The sequence below is a fragment of the Citrobacter sp. Cc139 genome (assembly GCF_030334645.1).
GTDB classification, from domain to species: domain Bacteria; phylum Pseudomonadota; class Gammaproteobacteria; order Enterobacterales; family Enterobacteriaceae; genus Citrobacter; species Citrobacter werkmanii.
Map to the genome: position 1 here is coordinate 1 of NZ_JAOWDM010000079.1, position 15186 is coordinate 15186.

Genomic DNA, 15186 nt, shown 5'->3' on the forward strand with positions numbered 1-15186 from the left:
AGGTGGCGTATATTACGCTTTCCTCTTTCAGAGTCAACCCTCATTTTCAGGTTTTTCTCTTCAACCGACCGGGCTGTTTGCGTGAAGTGATTCACATCCGCCGTGTCGATGGAGGCGCATTATAGGGATCCCATTTTTTAGCACAAGTGTTTTTTGGATCTTTTTTGCTGAATGCTTGTTTTTCACCCCTTTCGCTATATTCCTGCGCAATTTGGCTGATTTTTGATAGATAAATCACTTGCACAGTCTCGATAATCCAACCAAAGTCTTCATTACCGCTCTATTTTCGCTGAGGTAAACATGTCTGATGTACTGCGCCCTTATAAGGATCTTTTCCCACAGATCGGAAAACGCGTGATGATCGACACCAGTAGTGTCGTCATTGGCGATGCTCGTTTGGCTGATGATGTCGGAATTTGGCCACTGGTCGCGATCCGTGGCGACGTGAACTACGTGCAAATCGGTGCGCGTACAAACATTCAGGACGGCAGCGTTCTACATGTCACACATAAATCTACATCCAATCCGCAGGGTAATCCGCTGATCGTAGGTGAAGATGTCACAGTTGGTCATAAAGTCATGCTGCACGGTTGTACCATTGGTAACCGCGTATTAGTCGGCATGGGATCGATTCTGTTGGACGGTGTCGTTGTTGAAGACGACGTTATGATTGGGGCGGGAAGCCTGGTTCCGCAAAACAAACGCCTGGAGAGTGGATATCTGTACCTGGGAAGCCCGGTTAAGCAGATTCGTCCATTAAGCGATGAAGAGAAAGCAGGCTTGCAATACTCAGCTAACAACTATGTTAAGTGGAAAGATGAGTATTTAAGTCAGAGTAACCACACCCAACCCTGAGCGTCTTCCTGCTGGTCCTGGATCAATGCTTCGGCCTCTTCTTCCAGGTCCCAGCGATGTAATCGAAAGGTTTCCAGCCACTGTTCAGGCGTGTCGCCGCCAAAGCGGGACGCCAACATCTTTCCCGATATGGCACATGTTAACTGCATACCATGAACCATTGCAGGGAAAACAATGGCATTTACATCCGTCCGCCATTCTTCTCGATCGGGAAACTGGATCGCCTGATTCATGCCGACAATTCCTGTTGCATGCTTTTAATGACCGGCTCAATCTGGGGTAAAACACCATGCCAGAGTAAAACAGCATGTGCAGCTTGCCCCACCAGCATCCCCAGACCATCGGCATACTGTTTCGCCCCATGCTTTTCACACCAGGAAAGGAACGGCGTATTCCCTTTCTGATAAAACATGTCGTAGCAGTAGACGGAGGGATGGATAAGAGATGCAGGAATAGACGGGACCTCACCGCTAATACCGCTGGACGTCGCGTTAATAATCAGATCAAAGCTGCGATTATCAAGTTCGTCCATTCCCACCGCCTGCACGCTACCGGTATGAGAGAAGAGCTGTGCCAGTTCTTCAGCGCGGTAGGCCGTACGATTAACAATGGTTACCGCACAATCCATAGAAAGAAGAGGTAGCAATACCCCACGGGATGCACCGCCCGCACCAATCAGCAGAATTCGCGATCCGGGACGAATGAAAGATAAACGCTCAAGATCGCTTAATAAACCGATACCATCCGTGTTATCTCCCAGCAAACGTCCATCCTCCAGCCGTTTAAGGGTGTTAACTGCTCCAGCTAGCGATGCCCGCTCTGTTAATTCATCGGCACGCGCAAACGCCTCTTCTTTAAAAGGAACGGTGACATTTGCCCCCTTCCCCCCCTCAGCAAAAAAGGCGTTCAGCGAATTCACAAAGTCATTGATCGGCGCCAGTACGCGTCCATAGGAGTAATCAATCTTCAGCTGCTCTGCAAATTGCTGATGAATAAAAGGCGATTTACTGTGCGCTATCGGATTACCAAAAACAGCATAGGCTTCTTTCATATTACCCCTGTCGAAACTGTTCACCCGTCAGTGCATCACGGATCTCCGAAGGATTCAATCGCCCTCCGGTCTCTCCTTCAACAACGGGAAAGTCTATACCGAACTGCGCGCGGACTTCCTCTACCGTTCGGCAAGGCGGTAAGCCACTCAAATTAGCACTGGTGGAAACTATAGGTTTGCCATAAGCCTGGCACAGTGCAACCACCAGCGGATGATCGGTGACACGCACGGCCAGCGAATCAAAACGACCGGTCAACCAACGAGGTGTAGTCGCAAGCGCCGGGAAAACAAAGGTGACGGGACCAGGCCAGCGAGCGAAGATAGCCTCACGTTGAGTATCAGTAAGCGAGCTATCGTCAATATAGGGCTTAAGTTGCTCAAAGTTGGCCGCAATCAAAATTAAGCCTTTCTCGACCGGACGTTGTTTTAATTCCAACAAACGACTTACTGCCGTTTCGCTGTCGGGATCGCAGCCGACACCAAATACAGCTTCTGTTGGATAGGCGATGACTTTCTCTTGGTTCAGTACCTCTATTGCAGCAGCGATAGGGCCTGTGGGCAGGTTATTATTCACTTTTTTATTCCGCCGAAATCGGCTTTCCACATTGTTTACTGGCACAGAAATGCTTCACACCCTGCGCGGTTTTCTTTTCGATGAGTAGCGGATAATGACACTCTGGACATTCTCCAGCTAACGGTTTGAAGTTAATAACAAACTGGCACTCCGGATAGCGATCGCAGGAGTAAAAAGTTTTGCCATAACGGGAACGCCGCTGGACCAGGTGACCGGTCTGGCATTGAGGACAGACTATTGCTGTTTCATCAGGCTTGTCGATAAGCTCGGTGTGCTCGCATGCAGGATAGTCACTGCATCCGATAAACATACCGAATCGCCCCTGTCGCAATACCAACTCAGCGCCACATGCAGGGCAAAACTTACCCTCCAGAACTTTGACAATATGCCCGTCTGCAGATGATTTCAGCGGACGGATATAATCGCATTCTGGATAGTGTGAACAACCGAGAAACGGACCGTGTTTCCCGGAGCGAATAACCAGTTCAGCCCCGCATTGTGGGCAGGGCTCGTTTTTACGCACCGTAAACAGTGCTGATTTAGCCATAACAACTCATACTGAATGAAGATTGATTAATGCAGCATACCTTCATTCACTTCAAAGAGTAATTCTTCCATTTGCTGATAGGCATTTTCACAACCTGGAATGTTGAATAGCACCATCAGGATCACCCACTTCAGGTCTTCCAGATCAAACTCTGCCGTATCCAGCGCGAGTACGCGCTCAATTACCATTTCTCGCGTTTCGAGGTTTAGCACCTGAATCTGCTCCAGGAATAGCAAGAATCCGCGACAACTCGCATCCAGCCGTTCACATTCTTCTGCCGTATAAATACGCAGAGAAAGAGGATCAGATGCTAGCTGCATAGGTTCGGCAAGGCCATCCTGATAATCAGCAAGCTTTTCCAGCCACAGTAACGCGTTGTAGATGTCTTCACGATCAAAACCAGCGTCGGTAAGATCCCGTTCCAGTTTGTCCTGATCCACTCGCAGCTCAGCTTCGTTATGGATATATGTCTCAAACAAATACATTAGTACGTCGAACATGGCATGCCCTCCTCAATCGGACATAGCCGCCGGGTACAGCTGCGATCCATCCTGCTAACTCCAGTTCGAGTAGTTGAGCCACTACCTCTGGCACAGGTTGGCCGGCACGTTCAGCGACGACGTCAACAGGTGTTACCTCATCTCCTACGTTAGCCAGGAGCTCAGGAAATGGCAATGCCACCTCTTCGTGATCTGGCGAATAAATTGATTTTTCAGGTTCATCTGGCAACCATTGCAGCCCATATTGCAAATTTTCCAGAATTTCCTCTGGTGCGGTCACAAGCGTGGCTCCCTGCTGAATAAGCCAATGTGGGCCTTCACTTCCCGGACTCCCAATCGGCCCAGGCAAAGCAAAAACCTCCCGCCCCTGCTCCAGCGCACAGCGTGCCGTGACCAATGAACCGCTACGTTGCGCGGCCTCAACGACCAGGACACCTTTACTTAGACCACTGATAATGCGATTTCGTCGGGGAAAATTGCGCGGCAGCGGGATCGTATCTAATGGGAACTCAGACACCAATGCGCCTCCGGAATCGATCAGACGTTCGGCGAGACGGACATGCTGTCGTGGATGAATGGTCTCAAGCCCATTTCCCAGCACCGCAATACTCGTGCCTTGTCGGTTTATCGCCGCATGATGCGCCACGCCATCAATTCCCCGGGCCAGCCCACTGGTTATCGTCACCCCAAACGCGGCAAGCTTTTCGCAAAATAATCGCCCCCAACGTTCGCCATACCATGAATGCTGGCGACTACCGACGACGGCCACCTGAAATGAATGCAGGCATGCGGGAGTACCGGCAACGAAAAGTACCCCAGGATAATCTTCAATCGCGCGCAGCTGGGGCGGATAATGCTCGCTGTCGGCAACCACTAAATGGTGATTCGACTGCTCCAACCAGCGCAGCGTTTTTTCCAGTAACTGCTCTGAAAAGGTTAAAAAGCGCATTGCCTGGCGGGAAGATAATCCTGCGTGCTGGAGTATCGTGTTGTTAATACAAGGTTGGGCATTGAGCCAGTGGGCAAGACGCACCATCTCATCACCATACAGTTCATTCACTTGCGCTAAACGTAGCCAAATTTCAATTTGGGTCATCCCTGCTCCCCTGCCACAAGCAGTCCTGGCAATCTTTGCGATTGGTCACTGATGCTGTCAATCAGAGGGGGTTTTGTCTAGAATAGAGGTAATAATCTTTTCAACTCCTGAACACAACTCTGGATAACTATGTCAGTTTTGCAAGTGTTACATATTCCGGACGAGCGCCTTCGCAAAGTCGCAAAACCGGTTGAAGAAGTGAATGCAGAAATTCAGCGTATCGTTGATGATATGTTCGAAACGATGTACGCAGAAGAGGGTATCGGTCTGGCGGCAACACAGGTCGATATCCATCAGCGCATCATTGTTATTGATGTCTCTGAAAATCGCGACGAGCAGTTGGTTTTAATCAACCCAGAGCTGCTGGAGAAAGATGGCGAAACCGGCATTGAAGAAGGTTGCCTGTCTATCCCCGAACAGCGTGCGTTAGTACCACGCGCTGAGAAAGTAAAAATTCGTGCGCTCAATCGCGACGGTAAATCTTTTGAACTGGAAGCCGATGGCCTGCTCGCTATCTGCATTCAACATGAAATGGATCACCTGGTCGGTAAACTGTTTATCGATTATCTGTCTCCGTTGAAGCAACAACGTATTCGTCAGAAAGTTGAAAAACTCGACCGCCTGAACGCCCGAGCTTAAGGACAAGAATCAACGTGTCAGACTCACTACGTATTATTTTTGCGGGTACACCTGACTTTGCAGCGCGTCACCTTGACGCGCTGTTGTCTTCTGGACATAACGTCGTTGGCGTGTTTACCCAACCGGACCGCCCTGCGGGACGCGGTAAAAAGCTGATGCCCAGCCCGGTAAAAGTGTTGGCAGAAGAAAAAGGGATACCGGTATTCCAGCCCGTCTCTCTTCGCCCTCAGGAAAACCAACAATTGGTTGCTGATTTACACGCAGACGTGATGGTGGTAGTGGCATATGGACTGATTCTGCCAAAAGCCGTGCTGGAAATGCCGCGCCTGGGTTGTATCAACGTTCACGGTTCCCTGCTTCCACGCTGGCGTGGCGCAGCACCGATTCAACGTTCACTGTGGGCTGGCGATAGCGAAACGGGCGTTACCATCATGCAAATGGATGTTGGTCTCGACACCGGTGATATGTTGCTTAAGCTCTCCTGCCCGATTACGGCAGAAGATACCAGCGGTTCTTTATACGACAAGCTGGCGGACCTGGGGCCTCAGGGGCTGATTGAAACGCTAAAACAGTTGGCTGCTGGCACGATAAACCCCGTGGTACAAGATGAATCACTGGTTACGCATGCAGAGAAACTCAGTAAAGAAGAGGCCCGTATCGACTGGTCACTTTCGGCCGCTCAGTTGGAGCGCTGCATCCGCGCCTTTAACCCGTGGCCAATGAGCTATATCGTCATCGACGAGCAACCAGTAAAAATTTGGCAGGCGACGGTTATCGATACGCCCGTTAACGCTGAACCAGGCACAATTCTGGAAGCGAACCGTCAGGGTATCCAGGTTGCAACAGGCGACGGCATCCTGAATCTCGTCTCTTTGCAGCCTGCAGGCAAAAAAGCCATGAGTGCGCAGGATCTGCTTAATTCGCGCCGGGAGTGGTTTGTGCCCGGAAACCGTCTGGCCTGACGGTTCATCTCTTTAAGCCCGGTGTGACCGGGCATTTTTATTTTTGCACTTATGAAAAAACATCTTAATTTACGCAGTATGGCAGCCCAGGCCGTCGAGCAGGTTGTCGAAAAGGGGCAATCATTAAGCAACGTGCTGCCCGCCATGCAGCAAAAAGTTGCCGATAAAGATAAAGCGCTGTTGCAAGAGCTTTGCTTCGGCGTATTGCGCACACTCTCGCAACTGGAGTGGATGATCCAGCAACTGATGGAACGTCCGATGACGGGCAAACAGCGTACCGTTCACTACCTGATCATGGTGGGCTTCTACCAACTGCTGCATACCCGTATCCCACCCCATGCTGCGCTGGCCGAAACCGTAGAAGGCGCGGTAGTGATTAAGCGTCCGCAGTTGAAAGGGCTGATCAATGGTGTATTACGCCAGTTCCAGCGCCGTCAGGAAGAACTACTGACCGAGTTCGCACAAAGCGATCTACGTTTCTTACACCCCTCCTGGCTGGTAAAACGTATTAAAGCCGCTTATCCACAGCAATGGGAAGCCATCCTTGAGGCTAATAATCAACGCCCGCCAATGTGGCTCCGTGTTAATCGCAACCACCATACGCGCGACGCCTGGCTGGAACTACTCGCCGAAGCAGGATTGACCGGTTTCCCTCATCCGGATTACCCGGATGCGGTCCGTCTGGAAACACCAGCCCCCGTGCTCGCCCTGCCAGGTTTTGAGCAAGGTTGGGTCACCGTTCAGGATGCCTCTGCCCAGGGTTGCGTCAGCTATCTGCAGCCACAAAACGGAGAGCAGATCCTTGATTTATGTTGCGCTCCCGGCGGCAAGACCACCCATATTCTGGAGGTCGCGCCAAATGCGAACGTGATGGCAGTCGATGTCGACGATAAACGCCTGTCTCGCGTGTATGACAACCTGAAACGCCTGGGTATGAAAGCAACCGTGAAGCAGGGTGATGGTCGCTATCCGCAGCAGTGGTGCGGTAAGCAACAGTTTGACCGTATTTTGCTGGACGCTCCATGTTCTGCCACTGGTGTGATCCGTCGCCATCCGGATATCAAATGGCTGCGTCGCGATCGTGATATTGCCGAACTCGCTCAGTTGCAGGCCGAGATCCTCAACGCGACCTGGACACACCTTAAGCCGGGCGGCACGCTGGTCTATGCAACCTGTTCTATTCTGCCAGAAGAAAACCAACAGCAGATCGCCGCGTTCCTTGCACGCACACCGGATGCGGTGTTAAGCGAAACCGGTACGCCAGCGCAGCCGGGACGTCAGAATTTACCGGGTGCAGAAGATGGCGATGGCTTCTTTTACGCTAAGCTAATCAAAAAGTGATGAGATAACGGGTCGCGACTGATGAAAATTATCATTCTTGGCGCAGGGCAAGTTGGCGGTACGCTGGCTGAAAACCTGGTCGGAGAGAACAACGATATCACGGTAGTCGATACCAATGGTGAGCGCCTGCGCAGCTTGCAGGACAAGTTTGATCTCCGCGTCGTGCAAGGACATGGTTCACATCCCCGTGTATTGCGTGAAGCTGGTGCCGACGATGCCGATATGCTGGTTGCCGTAACCAGCTCAGATGAAACAAATATGGTTGCCTGCCAGGTAGCTTATTCCCTGTTTAATACTCCTAACCGTATCGCCCGTATTCGTTCACCGGATTACGTTCGCGATGCAGACAAGCTATTTCAATCCGATGCCGTCCCAATCGATCATCTGATTGCGCCTGAGCAACTGGTTATCGATAGCATTTATCGCCTGATTGAATATCCGGGCGCATTGCAGGTCGTGAATTTTGCCGAGGGCAAAGTCAGTCTGGCGGTCGTGAAAGCTTATTACGGCGGACCGCTAATCGGTAATGCGTTGTCGACCATGCGCGATCACATGCCGCATATCGATACCCGCGTTGCGGCGATATTCCGTCATGACAGGCCAATTCGCCCGCAGGGTTCTACCATCGTTGAAGCGGGTGATGAAGTCTTCTTTATCGCGGCATCACAGCACATTCGCGCCGTCATGAGCGAGCTACAGCGTCTGGAAAAGCCGTACAAACGCATTATGTTAGTCGGTGGCGGTAATATCGGTGCAGGGCTCGCGCGGCGTCTGGAAAAAGATTACAGCGTCAAACTGATCGAGCGTAATCAGCAGCGCGCATCGGAGCTTGCAGAGAAACTGCAAAATACGATCGTCTTTTTTGGCGATGCTTCGGATCAAGAGCTTCTGGCGGAAGAACACATCGATCAGGTTGATCTGTTCATCGCGGTGACCAATGACGATGAAGCTAACATCATGTCGGCGATGCTGGCTAAACGAATGGGCGCCAAGAAAGTGATGGTGCTGATCCAACGCAGAGCGTACGTCGATCTGGTGCAGGGCAGCGTGATCGATATTGCGATTTCACCGCAGCAGGCGACCATCTCCGCACTCCTGAGCCATGTTCGTAAAGCTGATATTGTTGGTGTTTCATCACTACGCCGCGGCGTAGCGGAAGCCATTGAAGCCGTCGCACACGGTGATGAGACAACATCACGGGTAGTAGGTCGCTCGATTGATGAAATTAAACTTCCGCCCGGCACCATTATTGGCGCTGTTGTACGGGGTAATGATGTGATGATTGCCAATGACAACCTGCGTATTGAACAAGGCGATCACGTTATTATGTTCCTGACAGATAAAAAGTTTATTACCGACGTCGAGCGCTTATTCCAGCCAAGCCCCTTCTTCCTGTAATAATTTAGGCGCTAATATAGCGCCTTTTTTATTTCCCTTTATTTATCAGGGCCTAATAATTTTTCCTTTCAGCAATACATAAATGGAAATTGCCTAAACATTTGTTAAACTTATAAACGTCAGCTGCATAGGGAGAATAAAATGAGCATTATTAAAGAGTTTCGCGAATTCGCGATGCGCGGGAATGTTGTCGATTTGGCAGTGGGTGTCATTATTGGTGCGGCATTCGGTAAGATCGTTTCATCACTGGTTGCCGATATCATCATGCCGCCACTGGGGTTGTTAATTGGTGGGATTGATTTTAAACAGTTTGCTTTAACGTTACGTGATGCGCAGGGAGACATCCCGGCGGTGGTCATGCATTACGGCGTATTCATTCAGAATGTCTTCGATTTCATTATTGTTGCGTTTGCTATCTTTATGGCAATCAAACTGATCAATAAATTGAATCGTAAAAAAGCTGAAGAGCCAGCGGCGCCCCCAGCACCATCTAAAGAAGAAGTATTACTAAGTGAAATTCGTGACCTGCTGAAAGAACAGAATAACCGCTCTTAAGCGTTCACTGAAACAAAAAGGCCAGTGGTAAAAAAGTGCTTCACTTTCTTGCCACTGGCCTCCCAGTTTCCCCGATTGCCATGTTTACCTTTACGTAGATAACTTCCTTTCCCTTTCTTATTTTTCTCAACGCGCTGCCTGAACAGTGGATCATGCAGAAGCGCCTCAATGGCGTTGTCCTTTATCTGTCCTTTGGTATGCTGATAACGGCTCATACTCTCTCCAGTTTGTGGGGTAATTTACGCCGGGAGTGTAGACCTGACCGTGCAAAAAATCAACGGTCTGATAGTGTCCCGCTGGCGCCTTGTTCAAGTGCTTCAAGAATAGAACAGTACACACTGCTGTGTGCTTTACCACAGCACGCATCATTTAATCGCTGTAACGATCGTTGCATCGCCTGAAGCTCCGCTATGCGCGCTTCGACCTCTTGTAATCTTTCCTGAACGATCCCTTTTGATTCCTGGCAGGTATGGTGCTCTGGATCTATGCGGATCGAAAGCAGTTCGCGAATCGACTCCAGTGTAAAACCAAGCTGACGGGCATAACGAATAAACTTAAGACGCTGAAGATCACTTTCCGTGTAGAGGCGAAACCCGCCTTCGGTACGTACTTCATGTTCCATCATCTGCTGCTTTTCATAGTAACGGATAGTATCCGGCGTCACGTCAGCCAGCTTCGCTAATTCACCAATTCGGTACATGCTCTCTCCGCTATTTGTCGTTGATCTTCTGTAGCAGCTTATCTGCGTATTCGCCGTGTAAAAATTCGGTGCTAAGTCCAGCCTGGCGAAGTTTTAGCTCCAGTAGCGACAACCTTCGACTGACTTCCTGATAACTGGGATCATCTTTGCGGATCCCCGCGAGTATTTCAAGCAGCTGGATCGCCTCTCTGCGCTGCTCAAGCTCAGGTGGAAGGCAGCCTGCATTTTTTAATAAACGGTATCCGGCCCGAAGTTCAGGCGGAATATGGGAATCATCGTCAAGAGTAAGCGGTTCGCCTGTACCAGGTAAATCATCAAACTCGCCTTTAGACTGTGCAGCAATAATATGGCGCTCCGCCCACTGGTCCAGTAACCACATATGACGCTCCAGGGGATGAACAAAAAGAGTACAGATATTGTAGATAAGTGGGGATATGGCGGATATAAAAAAACCCGCCGAGGCGGGTTTTTTTACGTTACTACAGATTACTCTGCAGCAGCTTCTGTTTTCTCTGAACGATCAACCAGCTCGATGTATGCCATCGGCGCGTTGTCGCCTGCACGGAAACCACACTTCAGAATGCGAGTGTAACCACCGGCGCGGCTCGCGAAACGCGGGCCCAGTTCGTTAAACAGTTTTGCCACGATCTCGTTATCACGAGTACGGGCGAATGCCAGACGACGATTAGCTACGCTATCAGTCTTGGCAAGAGTAATCAGCGGCTCAACTACGCGACGCAGCTCTTTCGCTTTCGGCAGAGTCGTCTTGATGATTTCATGACGAACCAGTGAACCTGCCATATTGCGGAACATAGCCTGGCGATGGCTGCTGTTGCGGTTCAGTTGACGACCACTCTTACGATGGCGCATGACCTTATCCTTCTCAGTAAAACCTTAACCTGTGATCCGGTTACTCGTCAGCGATGCTTGCCGGTGGCCAGTTTTCCAGGCGCATGCCCAGAGACAGTCCACGGGAAGCCAGCACGTCTTTAATCTCAGTAAGAGATTTTTTACCAAGGTTAGGCGTCTTAAGAAGCTCAACCTCAGTACGCTGTACCAGATCACCGATATAGTGGATAGCTTCTGCTTTGAGGCAGTTAGCAGAGCGGACAGTCAATTCCAGATCGTCAACAGGGCGCAGCAGGATCGGATCGAATTCTGGTTTCTCTTCTTTAACTTCCGGCTGACGTACATCACGTAAGTCAACAAAAGCTTCCAGTTGTTCAGCCAGAATGGTTGCCGCACGACGAATCGCCTCTTCAGGATCGATTGTGCCGTTGGTTTCCATTTCGATGACCAGCTTGTCCAGGTCGGTACGCTGTTCTACACGCGCTGCTTCAACATTGTAGGCAATACGCTCTACAGGGCTGTAGCATGCGTCGACCAGCAGACGGCCGATTGGGCGCTCATCTTCTTCCGAATGAATTCGGGTAGAAGCCGGCACATAACCACGACCGCGCTGAACTTTGATGCGCATACTAATAGATGCGTTCTCATCGGTCAGGTGGCAGATCACGTGCTGTGGCTTGACGATTTCGACATCACCATCATGGGTAATGTCGGCTGCAGTCACAGGGCCAATGCCAGATTTATTCAAGGTAAGAATAACGTCATCTTTACCCTGAACTCTCACCGCCAGCCCTTTCAGGTTGAGCAGGATTTCCAGGATATCTTCCTGAACGCCTTCTTTGGTGCTGTACTCATGTAGTACACCATCAATCTCAACCTCGGTCACCGCGCAACCCGGCATCGATGAGAGCAGAATACGGCGCAGTGCGTTACCCAAAGTATGGCCAAAGCCACGCTCTAAAGGCTCAAGGGTCACCTTGGCGTGCGTCGAACTCACTTGCTCGATATCTACCAGGCGCGGTTTTAGAAACTCTGTCACAGAACCCTGCATTGTGTCCTCTCTTTGGTACTAAGCTTTACTTGGAGTAAAGCTCGACGATCAGGTGTTCGTTAATGTCCGCAGACAGATCAGAACGCTCCGGCTTACGCTTGAACGTACCTTCCATCTTGCCAGCATCAACTTCCAGCCAGGTTGGCTTTTCACGCTGCTCAGCCAGCTCCAGAGCGGCTTTCACGCGAGACTGCTTCTTCGCTTTCTCACGAATGCTAACAACGTCATTCGGACTAACCTGATAAGAAGCGATGTTAACAACACGACCGTTTACCATAATTGCTTTATGGCTGACCAGCTGACGTGCTTCTGCACGAGTGGCACCGAAGCCCATACGGTATACAACGTTGTCCAGACGACCTTCCAGCAGACCCAACAGGTTTTCACCGGTGTTGCCTTTCAGACGTGCTGCTTCTTTGTAGTAGTTACGGAACTGACGCTCCAGCACACCATAGATACGGCGAACTTTTTGCTTTTCACGCAACTGCACACCATAGTCAGACAGACGCGGTTTACGCGCACCGTGCTGGCCAGGAGCTTGTTCAATTTTACACTTGGTATCGATCGCGCGAACGCCAGACTTAAGGAATAAGTCAGTGCCCTCACGACGGCTCAGCTTGAGCTTAGGACCCAAATATCTTGCCATTTTCTTTCTCCAACAATCCTAGAAACGACAGCGTTATACGCGACGTTTTTTCGGCGGACGACAACCGTTATGAGGGATCGGAGTCACATCAGTAATATTAGTGATGCGGAAACCAGCGGCGTTCAGAGCACGAACAGTAGATTCGCGACCTGGACCCGGTCCTTTGACCATAACTTCCAGATTCTTGATACCGTATTCTTTTACGGCTTCAGCGCAACGCTCTGCTGCAACCTGAGCTGCAAACGGAGTGGATTTGCGAGAACCACGGAAACCGGAACCACCGGCTGTTGCCCAACCCAGTGCGTTACCCTGACGATCAGTAATGGTAACGATGGTGTTGTTAAAAGAAGCATGGATATGAGCCACGCCGTCAGAGACTTGTTTTCTTACACGTTTACGTGCACGAATTGGTGCCTTTGCCATTATTCAATCACCCCGATTATTTCTTGATCGGTTTGCGCGGACCCTTACGGGTACGTGCGTTGGTCTTGGTACGCTGACCGCGAACCGGGAGACCACGACGATGACGCAAACCGCGATAGCAACCAAGGTCCATAAGGCGCTTGATGCTCATGCTAACTTCACGGCGCAGATCACCTTCAACGACAAATTTGGCAACTTCGTCACGCAGCGTGTCGATTTGTTCTTCAGACAGCTCACTGATCTTAACATCTTCAGCGATACCCGCTGCAGCCAGAATGGCTTTAGAACGGGTCTTGCCGACGCCGTAGATCGAAGTTAATGCGATCACAGCATGTTTCTGATCAGGAATGTTAATGCCTGCTATACGGGCCACTATGCACTCCTACTATTTAATATGTACGCACCATGCTGAAAAGCCCGTTTTCAGGATACTCAAATGGAAACGCACAGACATACAAAAGATTGGCTGGCTAATCTAGCCAGCTCAACCCAACTTTGCAAGAAAAATATGCGAATAAATCAGCCTTGGCGCTGTTTATGCTTCGGCTCGGCACTGCAAATCACACGGATGACACCATCACGCTTAACGATTTTGCAGTTACGGCATAATTTCTTGACGGAAGCACGAACTTTCATTTTTACTCTCCGTAACTTCTCGGGCGACTGTTAACGGCCGTAGCCTTTCAGATTCGCCTTCTTCAATGCAGACTCGTACTGACTTGACATCATCAGAGTTTGCACTTGAGCCATAAAGTCCATAATCACGACAACAACGATAAGCAGTGAGGTCCCACCAAAGTAGAACGGTACTTTCATTGCATCACGCATGAACTCCGGGATCAGGCAGATAAAGGTAATGTAGAGCGCACCAACCAAAGTCAGGCGGGTCATTACTTTATCGATATACTTCGCCGTTTGCTCTCCCGGACGAATTCCTGGTACAAATGCACCGGACTTCTTCAGGTTATCTGCTGTTTCACGCGGGTTGAAAACCAACGCCGTGTAGAAGAAACAGAAGAATATGATTGCAGACGCATAGAGTAACACATAAAGCGGTTGCCCAGGCTGCAAATACAGCGAAATTGTTGTCAGCCAGTTCCAACCAGTCCCGCCCCCGAACCATGACGCGATGGTCGCCGGGAACAGAATAATACTGGAAGCGAAGATTGCCGGGATTACCCCCGCCATATTCACTTTCAGCGGTAAATGTGTGCTCTGTGCAGCATAGACACGACGACCTTGCTGACGTTTCGCGTAGTTTACCACAATACGGCGTTGACCACGCTCAACAAATACAACAAAGAACGTCACTGCAAATACTAATACTGCAACCAACAGCAACACGAGGAAGTGCAGGTCGCCTTGACGCGCTTGCTCGATAGTATGGGCAATGGCTGGCGGGAGTCCCGCAACAATACCGGCGAAGATAATGATTGAGATACCGTTGCCGATACCACGTTCAGTAATCTGTTCGCCCAACCACATCAGGAACATAGTCCCTGTAACCAGACTTACAACAGCGGTGAAATAGAATGCAAAGCCTGGATTCATTACCAGGCCCTGCATACCAGGCATATTCGGCAGACCGGTAGCAATACCGATCGACTGGAATATCGCCAGCACCAGAGTACCGTAGCGGGTGTACTGGCTGATCTTACGACGACCAGACTCCCCTTCTTTCTTAATTTCTGCCAACGTTGGATGAACCACCGTCAGCAGCTGGATAATGATCGACGCCGAAATATACGGCATGATCCCCAGAGCAAAGATAGAAGCACGGCTGAGAGCACCACCAGAGAACATGTTAAACATTTCAATGATGGTGCCTCGCTGTTGCTCAAGCAGTTTGGCAAGTACAGCGGCATCAATACCAGGGATCGGAATGAAAGAGCCAATACGGAACACAATAAGCGCACCGATTACAAACAGCAGTCTGCGTTTCAGCTCGCCTAAGCCACCTTTGGCACTTTGAAAATCTAATCCCGGTTGTTTAGCCATC

At 50.2% G+C, this 15186-nt stretch carries 22 protein-coding genes; 6 read left to right on the forward strand and 16 right to left on the reverse strand.

Annotated features, from left to right (window positions below; all coding sequences use genetic code 11):
* Window positions 1–300 precede the first annotated feature (300 nt).
* Window positions 301–855: a gamma carbonic anhydrase family protein gene (locus tag OGV69_RS11255; RefSeq protein WP_038634622.1), complete on the forward strand. Its 555-nt coding sequence runs from the start codon at window positions 301–303 to the stop codon at window positions 853–855.
* Here the strand turns inward: OGV69_RS11255 and OGV69_RS11260 are convergent.
* From OGV69_RS11260 to dprA, 6 genes are read right to left on the reverse strand one after another with little or no spacing between them, the layout of a single operon-like run.
* Window positions 831–1088, reverse strand: a complete 258-nt coding sequence (locus tag OGV69_RS11260) for a DUF1488 family protein (RefSeq protein WP_038634625.1) — start codon at window positions 1086–1088, stop codon at window positions 831–833. The genes OGV69_RS11255 and OGV69_RS11260 overlap by 25 nt on opposite strands.
* Entirely contained in the window at window positions 1085–1906 is an 822-nt protein-coding gene (aroE, locus tag OGV69_RS11265) for a shikimate dehydrogenase (protein ID WP_069325292.1), read from the reverse strand. Before aroE ends, OGV69_RS11260 begins: the two co-directional genes overlap by 4 nt.
* Window position 1907: 1 nt before the next feature.
* Complete coding sequence (gene tsaC, locus OGV69_RS11270) at window positions 1908–2480, reverse strand: L-threonylcarbamoyladenylate synthase type 1 TsaC (protein WP_069325293.1); 573 nt, start codon at window positions 2478–2480, stop codon at window positions 1908–1910.
* A 4-nt stretch (window positions 2481–2484) separates the two neighbouring features.
* Window positions 2485–3027 carry a DNA topoisomerase family protein gene (locus tag OGV69_RS11275; protein ID WP_069325294.1) on the reverse strand — a complete coding sequence of 181 codons (543 nt, stop codon included), beginning with the start codon at window positions 3025–3027 and terminating at the stop codon, window positions 2485–2487.
* A 26-nt stretch (window positions 3028–3053) separates the two neighbouring features.
* Entirely contained in the window at window positions 3054–3527 is a 474-nt protein-coding gene (gene smg / locus OGV69_RS11280; protein WP_038634635.1) for a DUF494 family protein Smg, read from the reverse strand.
* Entirely contained in the window at window positions 3499–4623 is a 1125-nt protein-coding gene (gene dprA, locus OGV69_RS11285; protein ID WP_069325295.1) for a DNA-protecting protein DprA, read from the reverse strand. The genes smg and dprA overlap by 29 nt, the downstream gene beginning before the upstream one ends.
* A 129-nt stretch (window positions 4624–4752) precedes the next feature.
* Between dprA and def the strand changes: the two genes are divergently transcribed.
* The 5 genes from def to mscL all read left to right on the forward strand — a co-directional run bounded on the left by def (window position 4753) and on the right by mscL (window position 9518).
* Complete coding sequence (gene def / locus OGV69_RS11290; RefSeq protein ID WP_038634641.1) at window positions 4753–5262, forward strand: peptide deformylase; 510 nt, start codon at window positions 4753–4755, stop codon at window positions 5260–5262.
* 14 nt (window positions 5263–5276) lie between these two features.
* Window positions 5277–6224 carry a methionyl-tRNA formyltransferase gene (gene fmt, locus OGV69_RS11295; RefSeq protein ID WP_069325296.1) on the forward strand — a complete coding sequence of 316 codons (948 nt, stop codon included), beginning with the start codon at window positions 5277–5279 and terminating at the stop codon, window positions 6222–6224.
* Between the two features lie 51 nt (window positions 6225–6275).
* Window positions 6276–7565, forward strand: a complete 1290-nt coding sequence (gene rsmB / locus OGV69_RS11300; RefSeq protein ID WP_069325297.1) for a 16S rRNA (cytosine(967)-C(5))-methyltransferase RsmB — start codon at window positions 6276–6278, stop codon at window positions 7563–7565.
* A gap of 21 nt (window positions 7566–7586) precedes the next feature.
* The gene (trkA, locus tag OGV69_RS11305) at window positions 7587–8963 is read left to right on the forward strand and encodes a Trk system potassium transporter TrkA (RefSeq protein ID WP_006687350.1); all 1377 of its coding nucleotides are present in this window, start codon (window positions 7587–7589) and stop codon (window positions 8961–8963) included.
* Window positions 8964–9104: 141 nt separating this feature from the next.
* Window positions 9105–9518 (forward strand): large-conductance mechanosensitive channel protein MscL, encoded by a 414-nt coding sequence (gene mscL, locus OGV69_RS11310; protein WP_003031152.1) that lies wholly within the window; start codon window positions 9105–9107, stop codon window positions 9516–9518.
* Here mscL and arfA read toward each other — a convergent pair.
* From arfA to secY, 10 genes are all read right to left on the reverse strand, one after another.
* Entirely contained in the window at window positions 9515–9733 is a 219-nt protein-coding gene (gene arfA / locus OGV69_RS11315) for an alternative ribosome-rescue factor ArfA (protein WP_038634656.1), read from the reverse strand. The two genes, mscL and arfA, sit on opposite strands and share 4 nt — an antisense overlap.
* Window positions 9734–9792: 59 nt before the next feature.
* Window positions 9793–10218, reverse strand: coding sequence for a Zn(2+)-responsive transcriptional regulator (gene zntR / locus OGV69_RS11320; RefSeq protein ID WP_038634659.1), 426 nt, complete (start codon window positions 10216–10218; stop codon window positions 9793–9795).
* A 10-nt stretch (window positions 10219–10228) separates the two neighbouring features.
* Complete coding sequence (locus OGV69_RS11325) at window positions 10229–10597, reverse strand: DnaJ family domain-containing protein (protein WP_038634662.1); 369 nt, start codon at window positions 10595–10597, stop codon at window positions 10229–10231.
* A gap of 107 nt (window positions 10598–10704) precedes the next feature.
* Window positions 10705–11088 carry a 50S ribosomal protein L17 gene (rplQ, locus tag OGV69_RS11330; protein WP_001216370.1) on the reverse strand — a complete coding sequence of 128 codons (384 nt, stop codon included), beginning with the start codon at window positions 11086–11088 and terminating at the stop codon, window positions 10705–10707.
* A 40-nt stretch (window positions 11089–11128) separates the two neighbouring features.
* Window positions 11129–12118 carry a DNA-directed RNA polymerase subunit alpha gene (locus tag OGV69_RS11335; protein ID WP_003031139.1) on the reverse strand — a complete coding sequence of 330 codons (990 nt, stop codon included), beginning with the start codon at window positions 12116–12118 and terminating at the stop codon, window positions 11129–11131.
* A gap of 25 nt (window positions 12119–12143) precedes the next feature.
* Window positions 12144–12764 carry a 30S ribosomal protein S4 gene (rpsD, locus tag OGV69_RS11340; RefSeq protein ID WP_003031138.1) on the reverse strand — a complete coding sequence of 207 codons (621 nt, stop codon included), beginning with the start codon at window positions 12762–12764 and terminating at the stop codon, window positions 12144–12146.
* A gap of 33 nt (window positions 12765–12797) precedes the next feature.
* The gene (gene rpsK / locus OGV69_RS11345; protein WP_003031137.1) at window positions 12798–13187 is read right to left on the reverse strand and encodes a 30S ribosomal protein S11; all 390 of its coding nucleotides are present in this window, start codon (window positions 13185–13187) and stop codon (window positions 12798–12800) included.
* Between the two features lie 16 nt (window positions 13188–13203).
* The gene (rpsM, locus tag OGV69_RS11350) at window positions 13204–13560 is read right to left on the reverse strand and encodes a 30S ribosomal protein S13 (RefSeq protein ID WP_003031135.1); all 357 of its coding nucleotides are present in this window, start codon (window positions 13558–13560) and stop codon (window positions 13204–13206) included.
* Window positions 13561–13706: 146 nt separating this feature from the next.
* Complete coding sequence (gene rpmJ / locus OGV69_RS11355) at window positions 13707–13823, reverse strand: 50S ribosomal protein L36 (protein WP_000868187.1); 117 nt, start codon at window positions 13821–13823, stop codon at window positions 13707–13709.
* Between the two features lie 30 nt (window positions 13824–13853).
* Window positions 13854–15185 (reverse strand): preprotein translocase subunit SecY, encoded by a 1332-nt coding sequence (gene secY, locus OGV69_RS11360; RefSeq protein ID WP_001118864.1) that lies wholly within the window; start codon window positions 15183–15185, stop codon window positions 13854–13856.
* Between the last annotated feature and the right edge of the window lies 1 nt (window position 15186).

What these genes read in the sequence shown, in the direction of transcription:
- zntR (WP_038634659.1), bottom strand. Translation starts at nt 10,218, where the DNA reads ATGTACCGAATTGGTGAATTAGCGAAGCTGGCTGACGTGACGCCGGAT.
- mscL (WP_003031152.1), top strand. Translation starts at nt 9,105, where the DNA reads ATGAGCATTATTAAAGAGTTTCGCGAATTCGCGATGCGCGGGAATGTT.
- rplQ (WP_001216370.1), bottom strand. Translation starts at nt 11,088, where the DNA reads ATGCGCCATCGTAAGAGTGGTCGTCAACTGAACCGCAACAGCAGCCAT.
- OGV69_RS11255 (WP_038634622.1), top strand. Translation starts at nt 301, where the DNA reads ATGTCTGATGTACTGCGCCCTTATAAGGATCTTTTCCCACAGATCGGA.
- secY (WP_001118864.1), bottom strand. Translation starts at nt 15,185, where the DNA reads ATGGCTAAACAACCGGGATTAGATTTTCAAAGTGCCAAAGGTGGCTTA.
- rsmB (WP_069325297.1), top strand. Translation starts at nt 6,276, where the DNA reads ATGAAAAAACATCTTAATTTACGCAGTATGGCAGCCCAGGCCGTCGAG.
- OGV69_RS11335 (WP_003031139.1), bottom strand. Translation starts at nt 12,118, where the DNA reads ATGCAGGGTTCTGTGACAGAGTTTCTAAAACCGCGCCTGGTAGATATC.
- smg (WP_038634635.1), bottom strand. Translation starts at nt 3,527, where the DNA reads ATGTTCGACGTACTAATGTATTTGTTTGAGACATATATCCATAACGAA.
- OGV69_RS11275 (WP_069325294.1), bottom strand. Translation starts at nt 3,027, where the DNA reads ATGGCTAAATCAGCACTGTTTACGGTGCGTAAAAACGAGCCCTGCCCA.
- dprA (WP_069325295.1), bottom strand. Translation starts at nt 4,623, where the DNA reads ATGACCCAAATTGAAATTTGGCTACGTTTAGCGCAAGTGAATGAACTG.
- rpsK (WP_003031137.1), bottom strand. Translation starts at nt 13,187, where the DNA reads ATGGCAAAGGCACCAATTCGTGCACGTAAACGTGTAAGAAAACAAGTC.
- rpmJ (WP_000868187.1), bottom strand. Translation starts at nt 13,823, where the DNA reads ATGAAAGTTCGTGCTTCCGTCAAGAAATTATGCCGTAACTGCAAAATC.
- arfA (WP_038634656.1), bottom strand. Translation starts at nt 9,733, where the DNA reads ATGAGCCGTTATCAGCATACCAAAGGACAGATAAAGGACAACGCCATT.
- rpsD (WP_003031138.1), bottom strand. Translation starts at nt 12,764, where the DNA reads ATGGCAAGATATTTGGGTCCTAAGCTCAAGCTGAGCCGTCGTGAGGGC.
- aroE (WP_069325292.1), bottom strand. Translation starts at nt 1,906, where the DNA reads ATGAAAGAAGCCTATGCTGTTTTTGGTAATCCGATAGCGCACAGTAAA.
- trkA (WP_006687350.1), top strand. Translation starts at nt 7,587, where the DNA reads ATGAAAATTATCATTCTTGGCGCAGGGCAAGTTGGCGGTACGCTGGCT.
- OGV69_RS11260 (WP_038634625.1), bottom strand. Translation starts at nt 1,088, where the DNA reads ATGAATCAGGCGATCCAGTTTCCCGATCGAGAAGAATGGCGGACGGAT.
- OGV69_RS11325 (WP_038634662.1), bottom strand. Translation starts at nt 10,597, where the DNA reads ATGTGGTTACTGGACCAGTGGGCGGAGCGCCATATTATTGCTGCACAG.
- def (WP_038634641.1), top strand. Translation starts at nt 4,753, where the DNA reads ATGTCAGTTTTGCAAGTGTTACATATTCCGGACGAGCGCCTTCGCAAA.